Source organism: Marinifilum sp. RC60d5 (genome assembly GCF_052400665.1).
Lineage (GTDB): Bacteria > Bacteroidota > Bacteroidia > Bacteroidales > Marinifilaceae > JBQTGK01.
Genome location: NZ_JBQTGK010000001.1, coordinates 262,054 through 277,705, shown reverse-complemented (window position 1 = coordinate 277,705; position 15,652 = coordinate 262,054). Strand labels below are relative to the sequence as shown.

Annotated in this window: 12 protein-coding genes; 4 read left to right on the top strand and 8 right to left on the bottom strand. The window is 34.6% G+C overall.

Annotated elements, in window-relative coordinates:
- Positions 1-136 precede the first annotated feature (136 nt).
- The 3 genes from ACT3CE_RS01095 to ACT3CE_RS01085 are packed head-to-tail and all read left to right on the top strand — an operon-like array spanning position 137 to position 5,649.
- Positions 137-1,216 (top strand): efflux RND transporter periplasmic adaptor subunit, encoded by a 1,080-nt coding sequence (locus ACT3CE_RS01095; RefSeq protein WP_444707920.1) that lies wholly within the window; start codon positions 137-139, stop codon positions 1,214-1,216.
- On the top strand, positions 1,213-4,269 hold the full coding sequence (locus ACT3CE_RS01090) for an efflux RND transporter permease subunit (RefSeq protein WP_444707919.1): 3,057 nt from the start codon (positions 1,213-1,215) through the stop codon (positions 4,267-4,269). Before ACT3CE_RS01095 ends, ACT3CE_RS01090 begins: the two co-directional genes overlap by 4 nt.
- Before the next feature lie 12 nt (positions 4,270-4,281).
- The gene (locus ACT3CE_RS01085; RefSeq protein ID WP_444707918.1) at positions 4,282-5,649 is read left to right on the top strand and encodes a TolC family protein; all 1,368 of its coding nucleotides are present in this window, start codon (positions 4,282-4,284) and stop codon (positions 5,647-5,649) included.
- Positions 5,650-6,000: 351 nt separating this feature from the next.
- On the opposite strand, the gene ACT3CE_RS01080 is transcribed toward ACT3CE_RS01085, so the two are convergent.
- From ACT3CE_RS01080 to ACT3CE_RS01045, 8 genes are all read right to left on the bottom strand, one after another.
- Positions 6,001-8,838, bottom strand: coding sequence for an ATP-binding protein (locus ACT3CE_RS01080; RefSeq protein WP_444707917.1), 2,838 nt, complete (start codon positions 8,836-8,838; stop codon positions 6,001-6,003).
- A gap of 205 nt (positions 8,839-9,043) precedes the next feature.
- Positions 9,044-9,616, bottom strand: coding sequence for an electron transport complex protein RnfA (locus tag ACT3CE_RS01075; protein WP_444707916.1), 573 nt, complete (start codon positions 9,614-9,616; stop codon positions 9,044-9,046).
- Between the two features lie 12 nt (positions 9,617-9,628).
- On the bottom strand, positions 9,629-10,213 hold the full coding sequence (locus ACT3CE_RS01070; RefSeq protein ID WP_444707915.1) for an RnfABCDGE type electron transport complex subunit E: 585 nt from the start codon (positions 10,211-10,213) through the stop codon (positions 9,629-9,631).
- Positions 10,206-10,823 carry an RnfABCDGE type electron transport complex subunit G gene (locus tag ACT3CE_RS01065; protein ID WP_444707914.1) on the bottom strand — a complete coding sequence of 206 codons (618 nt, stop codon included), beginning with the start codon at positions 10,821-10,823 and terminating at the stop codon, positions 10,206-10,208. The genes ACT3CE_RS01070 and ACT3CE_RS01065 overlap by 8 nt, the downstream gene beginning before the upstream one ends.
- A gap of 2 nt (positions 10,824-10,825) precedes the next feature.
- Positions 10,826-11,821, bottom strand: coding sequence for an RnfABCDGE type electron transport complex subunit D (locus tag ACT3CE_RS01060; RefSeq protein WP_444707913.1), 996 nt, complete (start codon positions 11,819-11,821; stop codon positions 10,826-10,828).
- An 89-nt stretch (positions 11,822-11,910) separates the two neighbouring features.
- Positions 11,911-13,239, bottom strand: a complete 1,329-nt coding sequence (gene rsxC, locus ACT3CE_RS01055; RefSeq protein WP_444707912.1) for an electron transport complex subunit RsxC — start codon at positions 13,237-13,239, stop codon at positions 11,911-11,913.
- Between the two features lie 15 nt (positions 13,240-13,254).
- Positions 13,255-14,205 (bottom strand): Fe-S cluster domain-containing protein, encoded by a 951-nt coding sequence (locus ACT3CE_RS01050; protein ID WP_444707911.1) that lies wholly within the window; start codon positions 14,203-14,205, stop codon positions 13,255-13,257.
- 4 nt (positions 14,206-14,209) lie between these two features.
- Positions 14,210-14,638: a SoxR reducing system RseC family protein gene (locus ACT3CE_RS01045; RefSeq protein ID WP_444707910.1), complete on the bottom strand. Its 429-nt coding sequence runs from the start codon at positions 14,636-14,638 to the stop codon at positions 14,210-14,212.
- A gap of 480 nt (positions 14,639-15,118) precedes the next feature.
- On the opposite strand from ACT3CE_RS01045, the gene ACT3CE_RS01040 reads away from it, so the two are divergent.
- Positions 15,119-15,586 carry a hypothetical protein gene (locus ACT3CE_RS01040; RefSeq protein WP_444707909.1) on the top strand — a complete coding sequence of 156 codons (468 nt, stop codon included), beginning with the start codon at positions 15,119-15,121 and terminating at the stop codon, positions 15,584-15,586.
- Positions 15,587-15,652 lie beyond the last annotated feature (66 nt).

Here is a 15,652-nt window from a genome sequence, read left to right as displayed (position 1 = left end):
TTTATTAAAAATGAACTAAACACACTTACTTAGTCTATTTGATAAAATGTAAAAAAGGTACAATTTTCAAAGTGTTTTTGCTTTGGTTATTTATAATTGAATTTAATGAACTTATATAGTTCGAAATGCTGTTAGAATGAACATGAAAAAGATTTCAAAAGTAATGATCTTGTTGGTAATGTTAACCACAGGACTTGTTTCTTGTAAGCAAGAATCGAAAACGAGGACTGAAATTATTCAGCCTGTTAAAACTTTTAAGGTAAGTGGTGGTTCTAACCAGTTATCAGAGAAAGTATTTACCGGCTTGGTAAAAGAGTCGAGAGAAGTAAAATTGGCTTTTCAAATTGCCGGACCTTTGGTAAAATTAAATGTTAACGAAGGTCAGTTTGTTAAGAAAGGACAAGTTATAGCTGCATTAAACGAGCGCGATTATTTAGTGCAGCTCGAGGCTGCAAATGCACAGTTTGATAATGCTAAATTACAGGCAGAAAGATATACTGCATTATACGAAAAGAAGAGTACCTCGAAAAGTGTTTATGATCAGGTTCAGGCAGCTTTTAAATTAGCAAAAGCTCAAAAAGAAGCAGCAGAAAATGCATTAAACGACACAAAAATTTATGCTCCATTTTCGGGTTATGTTCAAGCAATGTATGTTGAAAATTACGAGAAGGTTGGTGCAGGTCAGCCAATAGTTTCTTTGCTAGATTTAAATAATTTAGAGCTAACGGTAGCATTAAGTGAGAATGATTTTTTACAAAGTAAATTGTATGAAACTTTCAATTGTAAATTCGAGAATTTTAAAGATGTAAATTTCGATTTAAGTCTGATTGATATTGAAAAAAAACCTAATGGAGATAGTTTCTTTAGAATGAGATTGAAAATTGATAAGAAAGATTATCAGATTGTTCCTGGCATGACAGCTAGCGTAAGCGTAGGACTTAGATCAATTAAGGATAGTTCGTTTAAGTTGCCGGTAGCTTCTGTCTTTAGTAAAAAAGGAAAATCGTATGTGTGGATTTTTAATTCGTCGAAAAATTGTGTTGAACAACGCGAAGTGGAACTTATGTCTTTCGATTCTCAGGGAATGATTAATATTGCAAAGGGAGTTTCGAAAGGTGAAGTAATTGTTGCTGCCGGAGTTCATAGTTTACAAGAGGGACAGAAGGTGAAAATGCTAGATAAAAGATCTAAAACCAACATAGGAGGTCAGTTATGAGTTTTACCGATGCTGTTTTAAAACGGCGAAAAGTACTCCTGTTTGTTCTAATTGCAATTGCATTTGGTGGAGTAGCAGCTTTCTTTAAAATGGGAAAGCTCGAAGATGCTGAAATTAGCGTAAAAACGGCTTTAGTAATTACACAATATCCAGGTGCTTCTCCCCACGAGGTAGAGTTACGAGTTACTGATATTCTGGAAACAGCCATTCAATCAATGGATGATATTGATAATATTGAATCCAGATCGATGGCAGGATATTCCGAAATTACAGTAAATATTAAGAAATCTGTCGTTTCGAAAGAATTGCCTCAAATTTGGGATGTTCTTAGGCGAAAAGTGAATGATATTACTTTAGCCATGCCGCAGGGAGCATCGAAGCCAATGGTAATTGATGATTTTGGTGATGTTTATGGAATCTTTCTTGCCCTAAATGGCGATGGTTTTTCGGATGAAGAACTTCAGGATTATTCGCGATATATGAAACGTGAACTTTTGCTGGTAAATGGTGTAAAGAGAATCGATCTTTTTGGGGAGCAACGAAGTTGTATTAATGTTGAATTATCGCAAGAAAAATTAGCATACTTGGGAATTCATCCGGCAAAAGTGATTGAAATTTTGAATAATCAAAATGAAGTTGTGGATCCCGGAAGTTTAAAAGTAGGAGGTGATAGAATTAGAATTGCCTCCGATGGTAGTTTTCATAAATTAGAGGACTTAAAGAATATTTTGATTTCAGCTTATGGTAAAAACCCTATCTATTTAAAAGATGTAGCTGATATTAAAGAGGATTATGTTACTCCTTACACTCATAAATTAAAATACGATAAAGAACCAGCCATTGGACTTGCTATTGCAATGGAAAAAGGAGGAAATGTTATTGAATTGGGGGAACATATTCAAAATCGTATTGATGAATTAAAGGCTACTATTCCTGTAGGAATTAATGTGAATCGGGTTTTTTACCAGCCCGAACGTGTGGATATCGCCATTGAAACTTTCATGATGAACCTTATCGAATCTGTGCTAATTGTAGTTTTTGTGCTGCTTTTGGCTATGGGCTTTAGAACAGGTTTGCTGATTGGTAGTGGGTTAATATTTACCATATTAGGTACTTTTATAGTGATGTTAAGTATGGATATAATGTTGCAACGCGTAAGCTTGGCAGCTATTATTATTGCTATGGGTATGCTAGTGGATAATGCCATTGTAATTGCCGATGGTATCCTGGTGGATTTAAAGAAAGGAATAAAGAGAAGCGAAGCCATGAGCAGAACTTCACGACAAACTGCACTTCCATTATTAGGAGCTACCATAGTTGCAATATTAGCATTTTTACCTATCTATTTGTCTCCGGATAGTACTGGAGAATTCTGCGAAAGTTTATTTCAGGTAGTTGCTATTTCTTTGTTTTTAAGTTGGATATTATCGCTTACGCAAACGCCGTATTTTTGCGATTTATTTTTGAAAGGTAAAAAATATGAGAATATAGAAGAAGGGGCATCCGATCCTTACGGAAGTAAATTTTATTTAAAATTCCGTCATTTTGTAAAATACTCTTTGCGCCATAAAACAATGATATTACTGATTACAATATTCTTTTTTGTGTCGTCGGTTTTTGTATTTAAGAATGTTAAGCAGCTTTTTCTGCCTAATTTGGAATACAACCAGTTTGTTGTTGAGTATTTTTTACCTCAGGGTTCCGATATTGAAACTGTAGAAAAAGACCTATCCGAAATAGAAACTTATTTATTAAACAGTGATGAGGTTTTGAATGTAACAACCAGTTTAGGATCTACACCTGCGAGATATACTTTGGTAAGACCATTTAACATGAGTAATTCGAATTATGGGGAGTTAATTGTTGACACTAAAGATTATGAAGCAACCGTAAATTTTGGTGCCGAATTACAGGAGTATTTAAATGAGAATTATTCATGGGCCAGAGCTAGAGTAAGGTATTATTCTGCTATGTCAACAGAGTCAATGATAGAAGCAAAATTTTCCGGTCCAGACCCACAAGTCCTAAGAGATTTATCGGAGAAGGCTGAAAATATAATGCGAGAGGAGCCAACAGCAGTTAAAGTTACCAATAACTGGAAAAATCAGGTGAAAGTTTGGAACCCTCATTTTTCGCAGGCACAATCTCGATTAACAGGTATTCAACGATCGGATGTTTCCAATGCAATGGCTTGTGCTACCGATGGGTTACCAATTGGCGTTTTTCGAAAAGCAGATGATATTTTACCGATTTATTTAAAAACGACTGTGGAGGATGATAAATACATGGAATCGATAGAAAATACTCCTGTTTGGGGAGCCAGACTTCATAGTATTCCTTTGCGTCAGGTAGTATCTTCTATTGGTATTGATTTTGAAGATCCCTTAATTAAGCGTTACAACAGAAGAAGAGCCATAAAAGCCCAGTGCGATCCAGCTCCAGGTTATAATGCTCCGGATACTTACAAGGCTGTTCATGATAAAATAGAGGCCATTACATTGCCTGAGGGATATGACTTAGAGTGGCTGGGAGAGCATAAAAATAGTGTTGATGCGAATGATAATATTGGTAAATTCTTACCTCTGGCTATCTTGTTAATGGTAATTATTATTATGGCTTTGTTTAATAATTTTCGGCAGCCAATTATTATTTTTTCTATTCTTCCATTAGCATTTATTGGTGTGAGTTACGGTTTGTGGATAACCGGTAAGCCATTTGGTTTTATGCCTATTTTAGGAACGCTCGGATTAATGGGAATGATGATAAAAAATTCGGTTGTACTGCTCGATCAAATTAACTTAGAAATAAAAGAAGGTCAAGATGTTTTAGTCGCAGTTATCGATTCTGCAGTTTCTAGATTGCGTCCGGTAATTATGGCATCGCTTACTACTATTTTAGGTATGATTCCTTTAATAAGCGATGAATTGTTTGGAGGTATGGCCGTTGCTATCATGTTTGGATTACTGATTGGTTCTGTTATTACATTAATAATTGTTCCGGTTTTATATGCTATTTTTTATCGGATTTCCACCAAGAATGTAATGGATTTATAAGTGTTTACAGATATGAGAAATAAAATATATAGTCTTATAGCCTTTTCCCTGATAGCTTTTCAGGGATTGGCTCAAGAAAAATTATCTCTTAAGCAGAGTAGAACATTGGCATTAGAATACAATCAAAAAATTAAGATTGCCGATGAAATAATTTCAGAAAATGAATCGAATAAGCGATTTGCATTTACATATTTTTTACCCAAGTTAGAGGCAAGCGGTTCTTATAATTACTATCATGATATTGATGATTTAAGTTTAGCTGGTTTCTTTTTGCCTACAGCAAATAGTCTTGCAGATGCCCAGAAGGGGAATTATAGCGGATTAAGCGATGTTTACTTCCCGGGTTTAAATGTGAAGCTTGGAAATGTAGACTATTTTTCGTCTAGTTTAACTCTAACTCAACCTATTTATATGGGAGGAAAAATTAGAAGTTCTTACGAGATGTCGAAAATGGGTTCCGAAATTTCAGTTTATAATAAGCAGTTGCAAACATCCGATGTGCTCTTAGAAACCGATCAGGCATATTGGAATTTAGTTTCTGTTAACGAAAAGAAAAACCTGGCAGAAAAATATGTAAAGATGTTATCGGCATTGGTTCACGATCTACAAAATGCTTATGATTTAGAAATTACCACTAAAAATGAGTTGTTAAAAGCTCAGGTTCAGTTAAATCAGGCAAAACTCGATTTGTTTAGGGTTAAAAATCTTAAGGTGCTTTCGAAAATGTCTCTTAACCAGGTTATTGGTAAGAAACTAACTAGTGATATTACTGCTGTAGATACAATAATTGCTGTAGATAAAAAGCCAATTGATTCCGATTATATGTTAAAAGCTTTACAGCAAAGACCAGAACTTTTAATGCTAGCTAAGCAAGTTGATATATCTCGCGAGCAAGTAAAAAATACAAAGGCCGATTATTTACCTCAATTGGGAGTAGGTGCTTCTTATTCATATACAAGTGAAATTGCAGATTTGATTGGCTCAACCAAGATTCTGGCTATGAAAGCAAGTTTATCTGTGCCGGTTTTTCATTGGAACGAAAGAAAGCATAAAGTGGCATCCGCTCGATTTCAAAGCAAGCAAAAAGAGTTAGAAATGGACAGAACAAGAGATCTGATTTCTCTTCAGGTTCAACAGTCTTATTTTAATTTACAAGAGGCATTTCAGCAAATTGAATTGGCCGAGTCATCTATGGATCAGGCTAATGAGAATGTGCTATTGGCGAAGAATTCATATTACGAAGGTTTAGCAAATACAACAGAGTTGTTAGATGCACAAGCTTTTTGGCAAAATGCACACAGCGAACTAATCGATGCTAAAATAAATTACAAATTAAAAGAAGTAAATTTCTTAAAATCAATTGGGGAATTGGCAAAATAATTCAAAAGGAGAAATACGATATTACTGACTTTCTGGATTAAGTGGTATTAATATTTTGGTAATTCGTTTTCTCCTTTATTTTAAATGACTTGTTTATAATCTGTAAAAGAAGAAGATATTTATATGTGAAGTAATTTATAGTGCTGCAATAAATTTTAAATAGGAGATTACTAATTATAGTAATGCCATTAGTGCTGCATTCAGGGTTCATACAAATGAAGATTGCTGGTTTTAATAATTTAGTGGATAATTAAAAAAAGGAAAATTCAATTACTAGTATACATACGTATTATTGGGTAGATTCTATTAATTCGGAAAAAATGAAATTAGATCTTACTCAATGTTTTTAAATTAAACCTCTGCTTTATGTTCCTTTTTTATAAAATGTTTATTAATTGTCTCCAGTAGTTTTTTTTCTTCAAATGGTTTTGCAATAAAATCGTCGCATCCAGCTTCTATACTCTTGTTTCTGTCATCGCGTAAGGCATTTGCTGTCTGAACAATAATAGGTAAATTATATCTCATCTTTTTTATCGATTGAGTAGCTTCCAGTCCGTTTATATCTGGCAATCTAAGATCCATTAAAACTAAGCTAATGGTTGGGTTTCGTAAACTCAATTCAATAGCCTTATTTCCCGATATTGTATGTAATAACTTTGCTTTAGTTGGTTTTAAAGCCGCTTCGATATATTTGTAGTTGGTTTTGTCGTCTTCTACAACAAGTATTAACTTGTCGTCCCATTTGTAATCTTTGTTTTGTTCTACTTTTTTTGTCTGTAAATTTGTAGCATTAACAGGTTTATAAGGAATGGTAAAAAAGAAAGTTGTTCCTTTATCTTCTATAGTTTCAAGGCGAATTTTGCCACCCATTAATTCTACAAACCCTTTTGATATGGCTAAACCTAATCCGGTTCCTCCATATTTTCGGGTAAATGACTCTTCTACCTGACGGAATCGTTCAAATATAATTTCTTGTTTTTCGGTTCTTATACCTATTCCGGTATCTTTTACATAAAAATCAAGAAAATTGTATTTGTTTAGTTTGTATCCAAATTCAATACTTCCTGTTGAGGTAAACTTAAATGCATTACTTAATAGGTTAGATAAGATTTGTTTAAGCTTTCTTTCCTCAGTAATAACAAGGGTTTTTTCGTCAGGTAAAGATTTTGATAGTTTAAATTCAATTTCGTCGTCGGCAATATTATCCTTACTAAATTGTCTGTAAAGATCATCTAAAATAGTATTAACCGAACATTGTTTTTCTCTAATAATAGTTTGACCGGCATCAAGTTTCGAAATGTCAAGAATATCATTAATTATTTTTAGTAGCTGGTTCGAGCTTTTATAAATAATGTCGATATATGAATTGTTCTGTTCATCGCTTTTACCAGGTCTTCTAAGCATATCTGCAAAGCCAATTATGCCATTCATAGGCGTGCGAATTTCGTGCGACATATTGGCTAAAAATGCCGATTTTAAGCGATCGCTTTCTTCTGCTTTTTCTTTTGCTTTTAGTAGCTCTTGTTGTGAATTAATAATAGGACTAATATCATTAATAATAATCATTGATGAGGTATCGAATGGAACCATAAAAAATTCACAGTGTTTTGTCACTCCTTTTTTAGTTGTAATGTTAAATTCTTGTTTTTCGATATCGGAATTTTCCAGTTTTGCTGTTTCTATAGCAATAGTCCAGCTCGATCTTACCATTTCACGATATTCTTTATTCGGATAACATTTATTGTACCATTCATCTGAAGTTTTTATATCCTTTAAAGTATAACCAAAAAGTTCAATAAATTTATCATTAAGATATTCTATATCTTCGTTCTTATCTGTTATTACTATAGGAAGAGGCGATTTGTGAATCATCTTTTTTAAGCGTTTTTCGCTTTGAATAATTGCATGTTGTGCATGTTTTCTTTCGGTGATATCGCGACATGTAGACAGTATAACATATTTTCCCTGCAACTTAATTAATTGGCTTACGTTTTCCATTGGTGTTTTTTTGCCATACTTCGAAACAAAAACCTGTTCTGTTGTAAATTGCTTTTCGCGTGTAAGTCTTTTTATGGTATCATTAATATAATCAGAATTTAAATTTTCGATAAAATTATCGGGTGTTAACTTAAGCATTTCGCCCCGAGTATAAGCCAGCTGAATGCATGCGGTATCGTTTACTTCAATTAATTTTGAAGTACCATTGCCAAGGTATTCTATAACAAGGATGATATCGTTACTTCCATTTATTAGGTTTCTGTATTTTTCTTCGCTGGTGGCAAGCGCAATTGTTCTTTCGGCAACACGTTCTTCAAGTTTTTCGTTAAACGATTTTAATTGCTCCGAATATTCATGTATTTCCTGATATTGTTTGCGAATTGTATGTTCTCCTTTTTTACGTTCTTTTATTTCGTTCTGCAGTTTTGTATAGGTTTCTGTTAGTTCAGAGATGGATCTGTTTAGGAGATTTTCCTCACAGATTTTTTTAGCGCAACCATTTTCCTGCCCTTGATAAATGGCTTGAGCTTTGTAAATGTATTTTTTTATTGGGCGCGAAATACTATCCGAAACAATATAGGTAATAAGGATACTTACAAAAACGATTAATACAGAAATTATTGTAAACCAAAGCAGGGTTGCTTTGTGTTTTGCAGTGGCTTTTTTATAACTCGATTTTGCATTTTTTTCTGCAAAATCGGTCATTACTTTTGTTTTTTGATTTAGCTTGTTTAAGTGTTTTGCAGCAATACCATCTACCATTTTTTTAGCTGCAAGTTCTTTTCCGCTAACTTTAAGATCTATTATTTTATTTCTAATTTGTTCCCATTCAACAAAAGTGTGATAGGCAATACCAACATCTCGTTTATCGCCTAAAAAGCGGTTAAATACAGTATCAAATTCACTAATTACTTTAAGGTGGTATAAGTTAATGGTGTCGATTGCCTGATCGAATTCCTTTTGTGTATTGGCAAGTAAAACATCTTTCATGGCACTTTCCATGATTTGGATGTGAGTGTTAATATCCCGGACGTTGTTGCTAACAATATAAGTGTGGGTGTATATAAATTCTGATTCTTTACGGAGGTTTTTAACCTGAAAAATAGAAAGCACAAGAAAGGTTACCGTGAACAGTAAAATAAGTCCGAATCCGGAAAGTACTCGAGTACGAAATTTTAACTTATTTAGCATTTAACTTCAACGTGTTATGTTAGTGTGTAATTAGTGGTTGGTTAGAGCCACATTGAATTGCTTTCCTTTGTAAGTTAATTATTCTGATGGATTTTTACAAGAATTTTGATGAAGTGCCAAATATTGCTTATGTAGAAGAGATTTTATACAATAAAAAAGGCGACTCTTTTGGAGTCGCCAGGAAATATAATGAATTGTTTTTGATTTATACAATTCCAGAGAATCCCATAAAAGCCATAGCAAGTAGTCCAGCTACAATTAGAGCAGCAGGAGTTCCTTTAATCCCTTTAGGAAGATCTATCATATCAAGATGTTCACGTAATCCTGCAAATAGTACAAGAGCTAAACCAAAACCTATGGCAGTTGCTCCAGAGAATACCACTGCTTCAAGAAGGTTATAATCTTTTTGGATAGTCATAATTGCAACACCTAAAATAGCACAGTTTGTTGTTATTAAGGGTAGAAATACTCCTAAGGCCTGATATAATGCCGGGCTTACTTTTTTAAGGATAATTTCGACTAATTGAACTAATGAAGCAATAATAAGGATGAAGGTAATGGTTTGCATAAAACCGATTCCAAAGGCATCCAAAACATATTTTTGAATTAAGTAGGTAACAATGGTTGCCAGAATCATTACAAAGGTAACAGCTCCTGTCATTCCCACTGCGGTAGACACTTTTTTCGATACTCCTAGGAAAGGACAAATTCCAAGGAATTGCGCCAAAACAACGTTGTTAACGAATATGGCAGATATAATTATAATAATATATTCCATGATAATTTCTCTTTATGCTTTTCTTAATCGGTTAATAATTGCAATAAGATAGCCCAATGCCAAGAAAGCTCCTGGAGCTAAAACGAACACCAACATTCCGTAGGTATCACTAAAAATTGAAATTCCGAATACTTTTCCACTTCCTAGTAGTTCTCTTACGGATCCTAAAATAGTTAATGCCATAGCAAATCCTAATCCCATTCCTGCACCATCAATAATAGATGGAATAACTTTATTTTTAGAAGCAAATGCTTCGGCACGTCCAAGGACAATACAGTTCACAACAATTAGAGGAATAAAAACACCCAATTGTGCGTGTAATGCTGGAGTGTATGCTTCCATTAAGAAACTAATAATGGTTACAAAGGTTGCGATAATCACAATGAAAGATGGAATCTTAACTTTATCAGGAATTAGGTTACTAACCATTGAAATTACCATGTTAGACATGATTAATACAAAAGTCGTTGCCAATCCCATTCCCAATCCGTTAATTGCCGACGAAGTAACCCCTAAAGTAGGACACATCCCAAGCAAAAGAACGAATACTGCGTTTTCCTTAAAGAATCCTTTGGTGAAATTTTGAATGTTATTCATTGCTACTTCCTCCTTCTTTTTGTTTTTTCATGTATTCGTTATAGGCTGTTTGTATAGCATCTAAAAAGGCTCTGGAACTAATTGTAGCAGCAGTAATGGCATCAATATCTCCACCATCTTTACTAACTGTAAAATTTAATTTTCCAGGGTTTTTATTAATGATACTTGCTTTTACTTTTGCAGGATCGCTAGGTTTAAACCAAGCTGCCATTTTCGATCCCAAACCTGGAGTTTCCTTATGTTCTAAAACCGAATAATTATTGATGCTTCCGTCAGGTTTAAAACCAACCATAAGCCAAACATATCCTGAAAAACCATTTGTGGTAAAAGTTTTGACAGCAGTACCTACTAATTTTCCATCCTTTTTGGCAGGATAAAATTCCAGTGTGTCTTTAGCGTTTACGCCAATTTTGTATACTTCATCACTCGGATTGTTGTTAAAATTAGGAACAACTTCTTTAATAGCGTTTAATTTTTTTGCCAATTTTGCAGCAGCAATAGGTTCTTTGGTTAACTCATAAAGTCCTCCCAATGCGGCTGAAGCCACTAGCGTTACAATAAATAACACCAGAACCATATTTATAAATGTAGATTCTTTTTTACCAGCCATGATTATTTCCTTTTTTCGCCGAAACGCTTTGGTTTAACATACACATTAATAAGTGGAACAAATGCATTCATAATAAGAATAGCAAATGAAACACCCTCTGGATAAGCTCCAAATACACGAATTACAACGGTTAGTATACCAATACCAATACCGTATATAATCATGCCTTTATGCGACATTGGTGAGGTTACATAGTCGGTAGCCATAAAAATAGCTCCTAAAAGTAAACCTCCAGTTAAAATGTGGAATAAAGGTCCTGCATAGGCTTCAGGATTAGCCAGGTGAAGAATACCACTAAACACAGCAACGGTTCCAAGAACAGCCACAGGAATGTGCCAGGTAATAATTTTTCGAATCAGCATAAAAGCCAAACCCAGAATTAAAGCTACACCTGCAATTTCTCCCATCGATCCGCCCATGTTTCCCATAAACATGTCCATGTTCGAAGGAACTTTATCCATCAAGCTGCTTAAAGAATCTCCTTTTTTTAATCCTTCTTTAATAATCGCAAGAGGAGTGGCTCCTGTTTCTACATCGATATATCCAGTTGACAAGCCTAAAGATTTAGGCCAGCTGGTCATTTGTACCGGAAAAGAGATTAAAAGGAATACACGACCAACCAATGCTGGGTTGAATACATTGTTTCCTAATCCTCCAAATGTCATTTTACCAATTCCGATAGCTACTAATGCGCCAATCATGATGATCCATACAGGAAGGTTTGAAGGAACATTAAAGGCTAAAAGAATTCCAGTAATTAATGCAGAACCATCGGTAATTGTTGGTACTGTTTTTAAAAGATATTTCGAAATTAAAAATTCGAATAAGTAACATGATGCAACGGCGGTTAGGGTTACCACAAGGGCTCCCAAACCAAAGTAAAAGAACGAAAACAGTAGCGCCGGAAGCATCGCAAATACCACACCATACATGTTTTTTTGTATGGAATCCCCACTATGAACGTGTGGAGATGGAGCGACAAGTACTTTGGTGTTCATATCTATTTGTAAATTAGTTTATTTGTAAATGAGTGAATGAGTTTTTAAGGAAAAATGCTTTCTAATTCCTAACTCATCATTCCTAATTGTTATTTTCTTGCTCTCATAATTTGTCCTACTTTTCCTTTTCCTAATCGGATATAATCCAAAAGAGGACGGTTTGCAGGGCAGGTAAAACTACAGGAGCCACATTCGATACAATCCATAACTGCATCTTTTTCTAAGCGCTCATAATCTTTTTTCTCTGCACAAACCATAAGTAAGTATGGTTCTAATCCCATAGGACATACAGAAACACACTTACCGCAACGGATACACGATTTAATATCCTTACGAGCAGTATCTTCACTTGCTAAAAGCAATAAACCCGAGCTTCCTTTCGTTAACGGAACTTCAACACTGGTTAGGGCTTTTCCCATCATTGGTCCACCGCCAATAATTTTAGCTGTGTCTTCAGGTAAACCACCCGCTGCGTTAATTAAATCATTAACAGGAGTTCCAATTCTAAATTTGTAGTTTGATGGATTTTTTAAAGATTTACCTGTTATGGTAGCAACGCGTTCGAAAAGAGGTTTGTTTTTTTGAACAGCTTCGTAAACGGCAAGTGCCGATCCAACATTTTGAACTACGGCACCAACTTCGATAGGAAGAGCTCCCGAAGGAATTTCTCGTTTAATGGTTGCTGCAATTAATTGCTTTTCACCACCCTGAGGGTATTGTGTTTTTAATGGGCAAACTTCTATTCCTTTATAATTAGCTGCTAATTTTGTTAGATGGGCAATTGCATCAGGTTTGTTGTTTTCAATACCAATAATGGCTCTGTTTACATCTAATGATTTCATTAGTATCTGAGTTCCAACCATTACTTCGTCTCCTTTTTCCAACATTACACGGTGGTCGGAGGTTAGGTATGGTTCGCACTCAACAGCATTAATAATTAGAACTTCGGCAGTTTTTCCCGGAGGAACCGATAGTTTAACGTGTGCTGGGAAGGTAGCACCACCTAAACCTACAATACCGGCTTCGGCAATTTTTTTCACTATTTCTTCCTTACTTGCGCTGATTTCTTTAACCAAGTTTTCACTTTGGTCGATGTCTTCCATCCATTCATCGCCTTCAACTTTTATAATGATTGCTTTACGGCGAAAACCACTGGCATCCATCACATCGTCAATTTTGAAAACTTTACCGGATACCGAAGAGTGTATGTTTGCAGATACAAAGCCTGATGATTTGGCAATTAACTGACCTACTTTTACTTCATCGTTTTTCTTAACAATTGGAGTTGCTGGTGCTCCAATGTGTTGAGATATTGGAATGCTTACCATTTGGGGTATTGGCAATACCTGGATTGCGCTATTCGCTGATAATTTGTTTTCAGCTGGGTGAATACCTCCTATAGAAAATGTTTTTAACACTGATTATCCTCCTATTTATTTGTTATCAGTAGTTTCGTCTTTAGCTTTTGGCTCTGCTTTTACTTTTGGAGCCTCTTCTGTTTTTGCTTTAGGAGCGGCAACAGGTTTTACTGTTTTGGCAGTAGGTTTGTCTGCTGGCTTTTCCTTACGTGGTGGAAAATTCAACTCGTGAATTGCATGAGTAGGACAAACAGCAACACATTTTCTACACAATTTACATTTGTTGTAGTCGATGTAAGCCAGGTTGTTTTCAATAGTAATTGCATCGAAAGGACACTCTTTCGCACATTTACCACAACCAATACAAGCAGTAGAACATGCTTTTTTTGCAACACCACCTTTATCCTGGTTTACACAAGACACGAAAATTCTGCGACTCTTAGGTCCTTTTTTACGAAGCTCGATAATGTTATTAGGGCAAGCCTTAACACAAGCACCACACGAAACACAATTGTCTTCAATTACTACTGGAAGTCCTGTTTTTTCGTCCATATACATGGCGTCGAAATTACAAGCTTCAACGCATTCACCTAATCCTAAACATCCGTACTGGCAACCAGTTTCTCCACTATAAAGTGAAGCCGCAATAGAACAAGAGCTTGCTCCATCATACTGGTTCGTTTTAGGACGGTTTTCGCAGGTTCCGTTACAACGAACAACTGCAACAGTAGGTTCTGATGCTTTAATTTCGTGACCTAAAATGGCCCCTACTTTTGACATAACTGCTGCTCCACCAACTGGGCAGTTCATTTTAGAAATGTCATCGGCTTTAACCAGTGCTTCGGCAAAACCTCTACATCCGGGATAACCACATCCACCGCAATTTGCGGCAGGTAATGCTTCTTCTACCTCGTCGATTCGAGGATCTTCGTACACTTTGAATTTTTGGGCTACAAAATACAGTATAACTGCAGCAGTAACGCCAATCGCACACAAAGCCAGAATAGTGATAGCTATAATGCTCATAGTATTAAATATTTACGATTTTTTCGATAGTAAATGAAAATGTTTTCTTTAAGTTGTCTTTAAAAAAGGACAATATAATATAATAAGGAATCAAAGCTGCTACAGCTATAATTCCACTTATTAATTCGTTATTGGTAATTGCAGTAGTTATAAAAAGTGTGATTAGTATTAGAATAAATGGTAATACATAAGCTAAAAACATTGCCAACCAACCCAATGATTCCTGATAGCTTAATTTTACTTTTTCTCCAACAGTAAATCTTTTAGTGTAATCAACAACATCAATCGATTTTTCCTTCATATCAGCCATAGAGCAAGCTCCTTTTGCATGGCAACCAGCACAAGCCGATACATTTATAATTCCTACCTTAATCTTACTATCCTTTATTTCAAGAATAGTTCCCTCGTGATCAATTTTTTTGGGATTACTCATTTTTTACCCCCTTTTTTGTGTTAGATTGTGTTTAAATGTCAGATTTTCAAATGTTTCAGGTGTGATATTATTTAACACAACGCAACAAAAATAATACTTTAGGGCACATTATATTCTGGCAAAAGTCTATTTATAGTGTGTTTAAATAGAGCGACTTCCTTACTTTTGCAAACTAGAGATTACAATTTTGTTCTATCTGTATTTGTTACAGATAGTTTGGGCAATTCTAGAAAAAATTCGCTAATTTCTCTTGTTTTCGCAATCGAAGTAATTTAGACTCTTTTTAAATAAATAAGTTGAATTTTGATGAAGTAATTTTTATTGAGTAGTTAATTTTTCCTGACTGAAATTTATTTAACTTCATATCCATTATTTGTATTATGAGGCTTTTGCTTGTGTAATATAGGTTTAACTTATTTATGTCATGAAAATATCGAATTAAGAATTTTACTAAGCTATTTATTTTAACGATTAGAAATTATGAAGAAAATTCTGTTACTAAGTTTATTGTTGCTGCCAACTTTATTAATGGCAAAATCTCAAAAATTAGAATCTTTTGAGGCTGTTATGGATGCTTTAAAGCAAGGTAATACAGTACATGCTGTATTTTATTATAAAGATTGCCAATTAATTAGCGATAATGAAATAGAAGAGGAGAGTGTTGATGCCATTGGAGGAATGAAAATAGATACATGGGAGTATTTTGCAAAAGGTTCGATTCGTAATAAAGAAGCTTTCGTGGTTTCATCAACTTCCAAGCTGATAGCTAATCCGAGAGGGAAAGGTTTTGTGTATAATTATGTGAAAATAAAAATTAAAGAGTCTGGTGAGGTTAAGATTACTGCTAACTATATTGATTCAGTAACACATGAAGAAAGTATGTTCGAGAACTTTTTTACTACAATAAATAATGGGGAGAAAGGCGCAGCTCATTTTTTTGTAGACTAATTAATTAAGTGATGAAAAATCAAAGAGGGAAATACAATCGTATTTCCCTCTTTGATTTTTATGGTG

Coding starts and splice junctions, on each gene's coding strand:
- ACT3CE_RS01095 (WP_444707920.1), top strand. CDS start 137: ATGAACATGAAAAAGATTTCAAAAGTAATGATCTTGTTGGTAATGTTA.
- ACT3CE_RS01090 (WP_444707919.1), top strand. CDS start 1,213: ATGAGTTTTACCGATGCTGTTTTAAAACGGCGAAAAGTACTCCTGTTT.
- ACT3CE_RS01085 (WP_444707918.1), top strand. CDS start 4,282: ATGAGAAATAAAATATATAGTCTTATAGCCTTTTCCCTGATAGCTTTT.
- ACT3CE_RS01080 (WP_444707917.1), bottom strand. CDS start 8,838: ATGCTAAATAAGTTAAAATTTCGTACTCGAGTACTTTCCGGATTCGGA.
- ACT3CE_RS01075 (WP_444707916.1), bottom strand. CDS start 9,616: ATGGAATATATTATTATAATTATATCTGCCATATTCGTTAACAACGTT.
- ACT3CE_RS01070 (WP_444707915.1), bottom strand. CDS start 10,213: ATGAATAACATTCAAAATTTCACCAAAGGATTCTTTAAGGAAAACGCA.
- ACT3CE_RS01065 (WP_444707914.1), bottom strand. CDS start 10,823: ATGGCTGGTAAAAAAGAATCTACATTTATAAATATGGTTCTGGTGTTA.
- ACT3CE_RS01060 (WP_444707913.1), bottom strand. CDS start 11,821: ATGAACACCAAAGTACTTGTCGCTCCATCTCCACACGTTCATAGTGGG.
- ACT3CE_RS01050 (WP_444707911.1), bottom strand. CDS start 14,205: ATGAGCATTATAGCTATCACTATTCTGGCTTTGTGTGCGATTGGCGTT.
- ACT3CE_RS01045 (WP_444707910.1), bottom strand. CDS start 14,638: ATGAGTAATCCCAAAAAAATTGATCACGAGGGAACTATTCTTGAAATA.
- ACT3CE_RS01040 (WP_444707909.1), top strand. CDS start 15,119: ATGAAGAAAATTCTGTTACTAAGTTTATTGTTGCTGCCAACTTTATTA.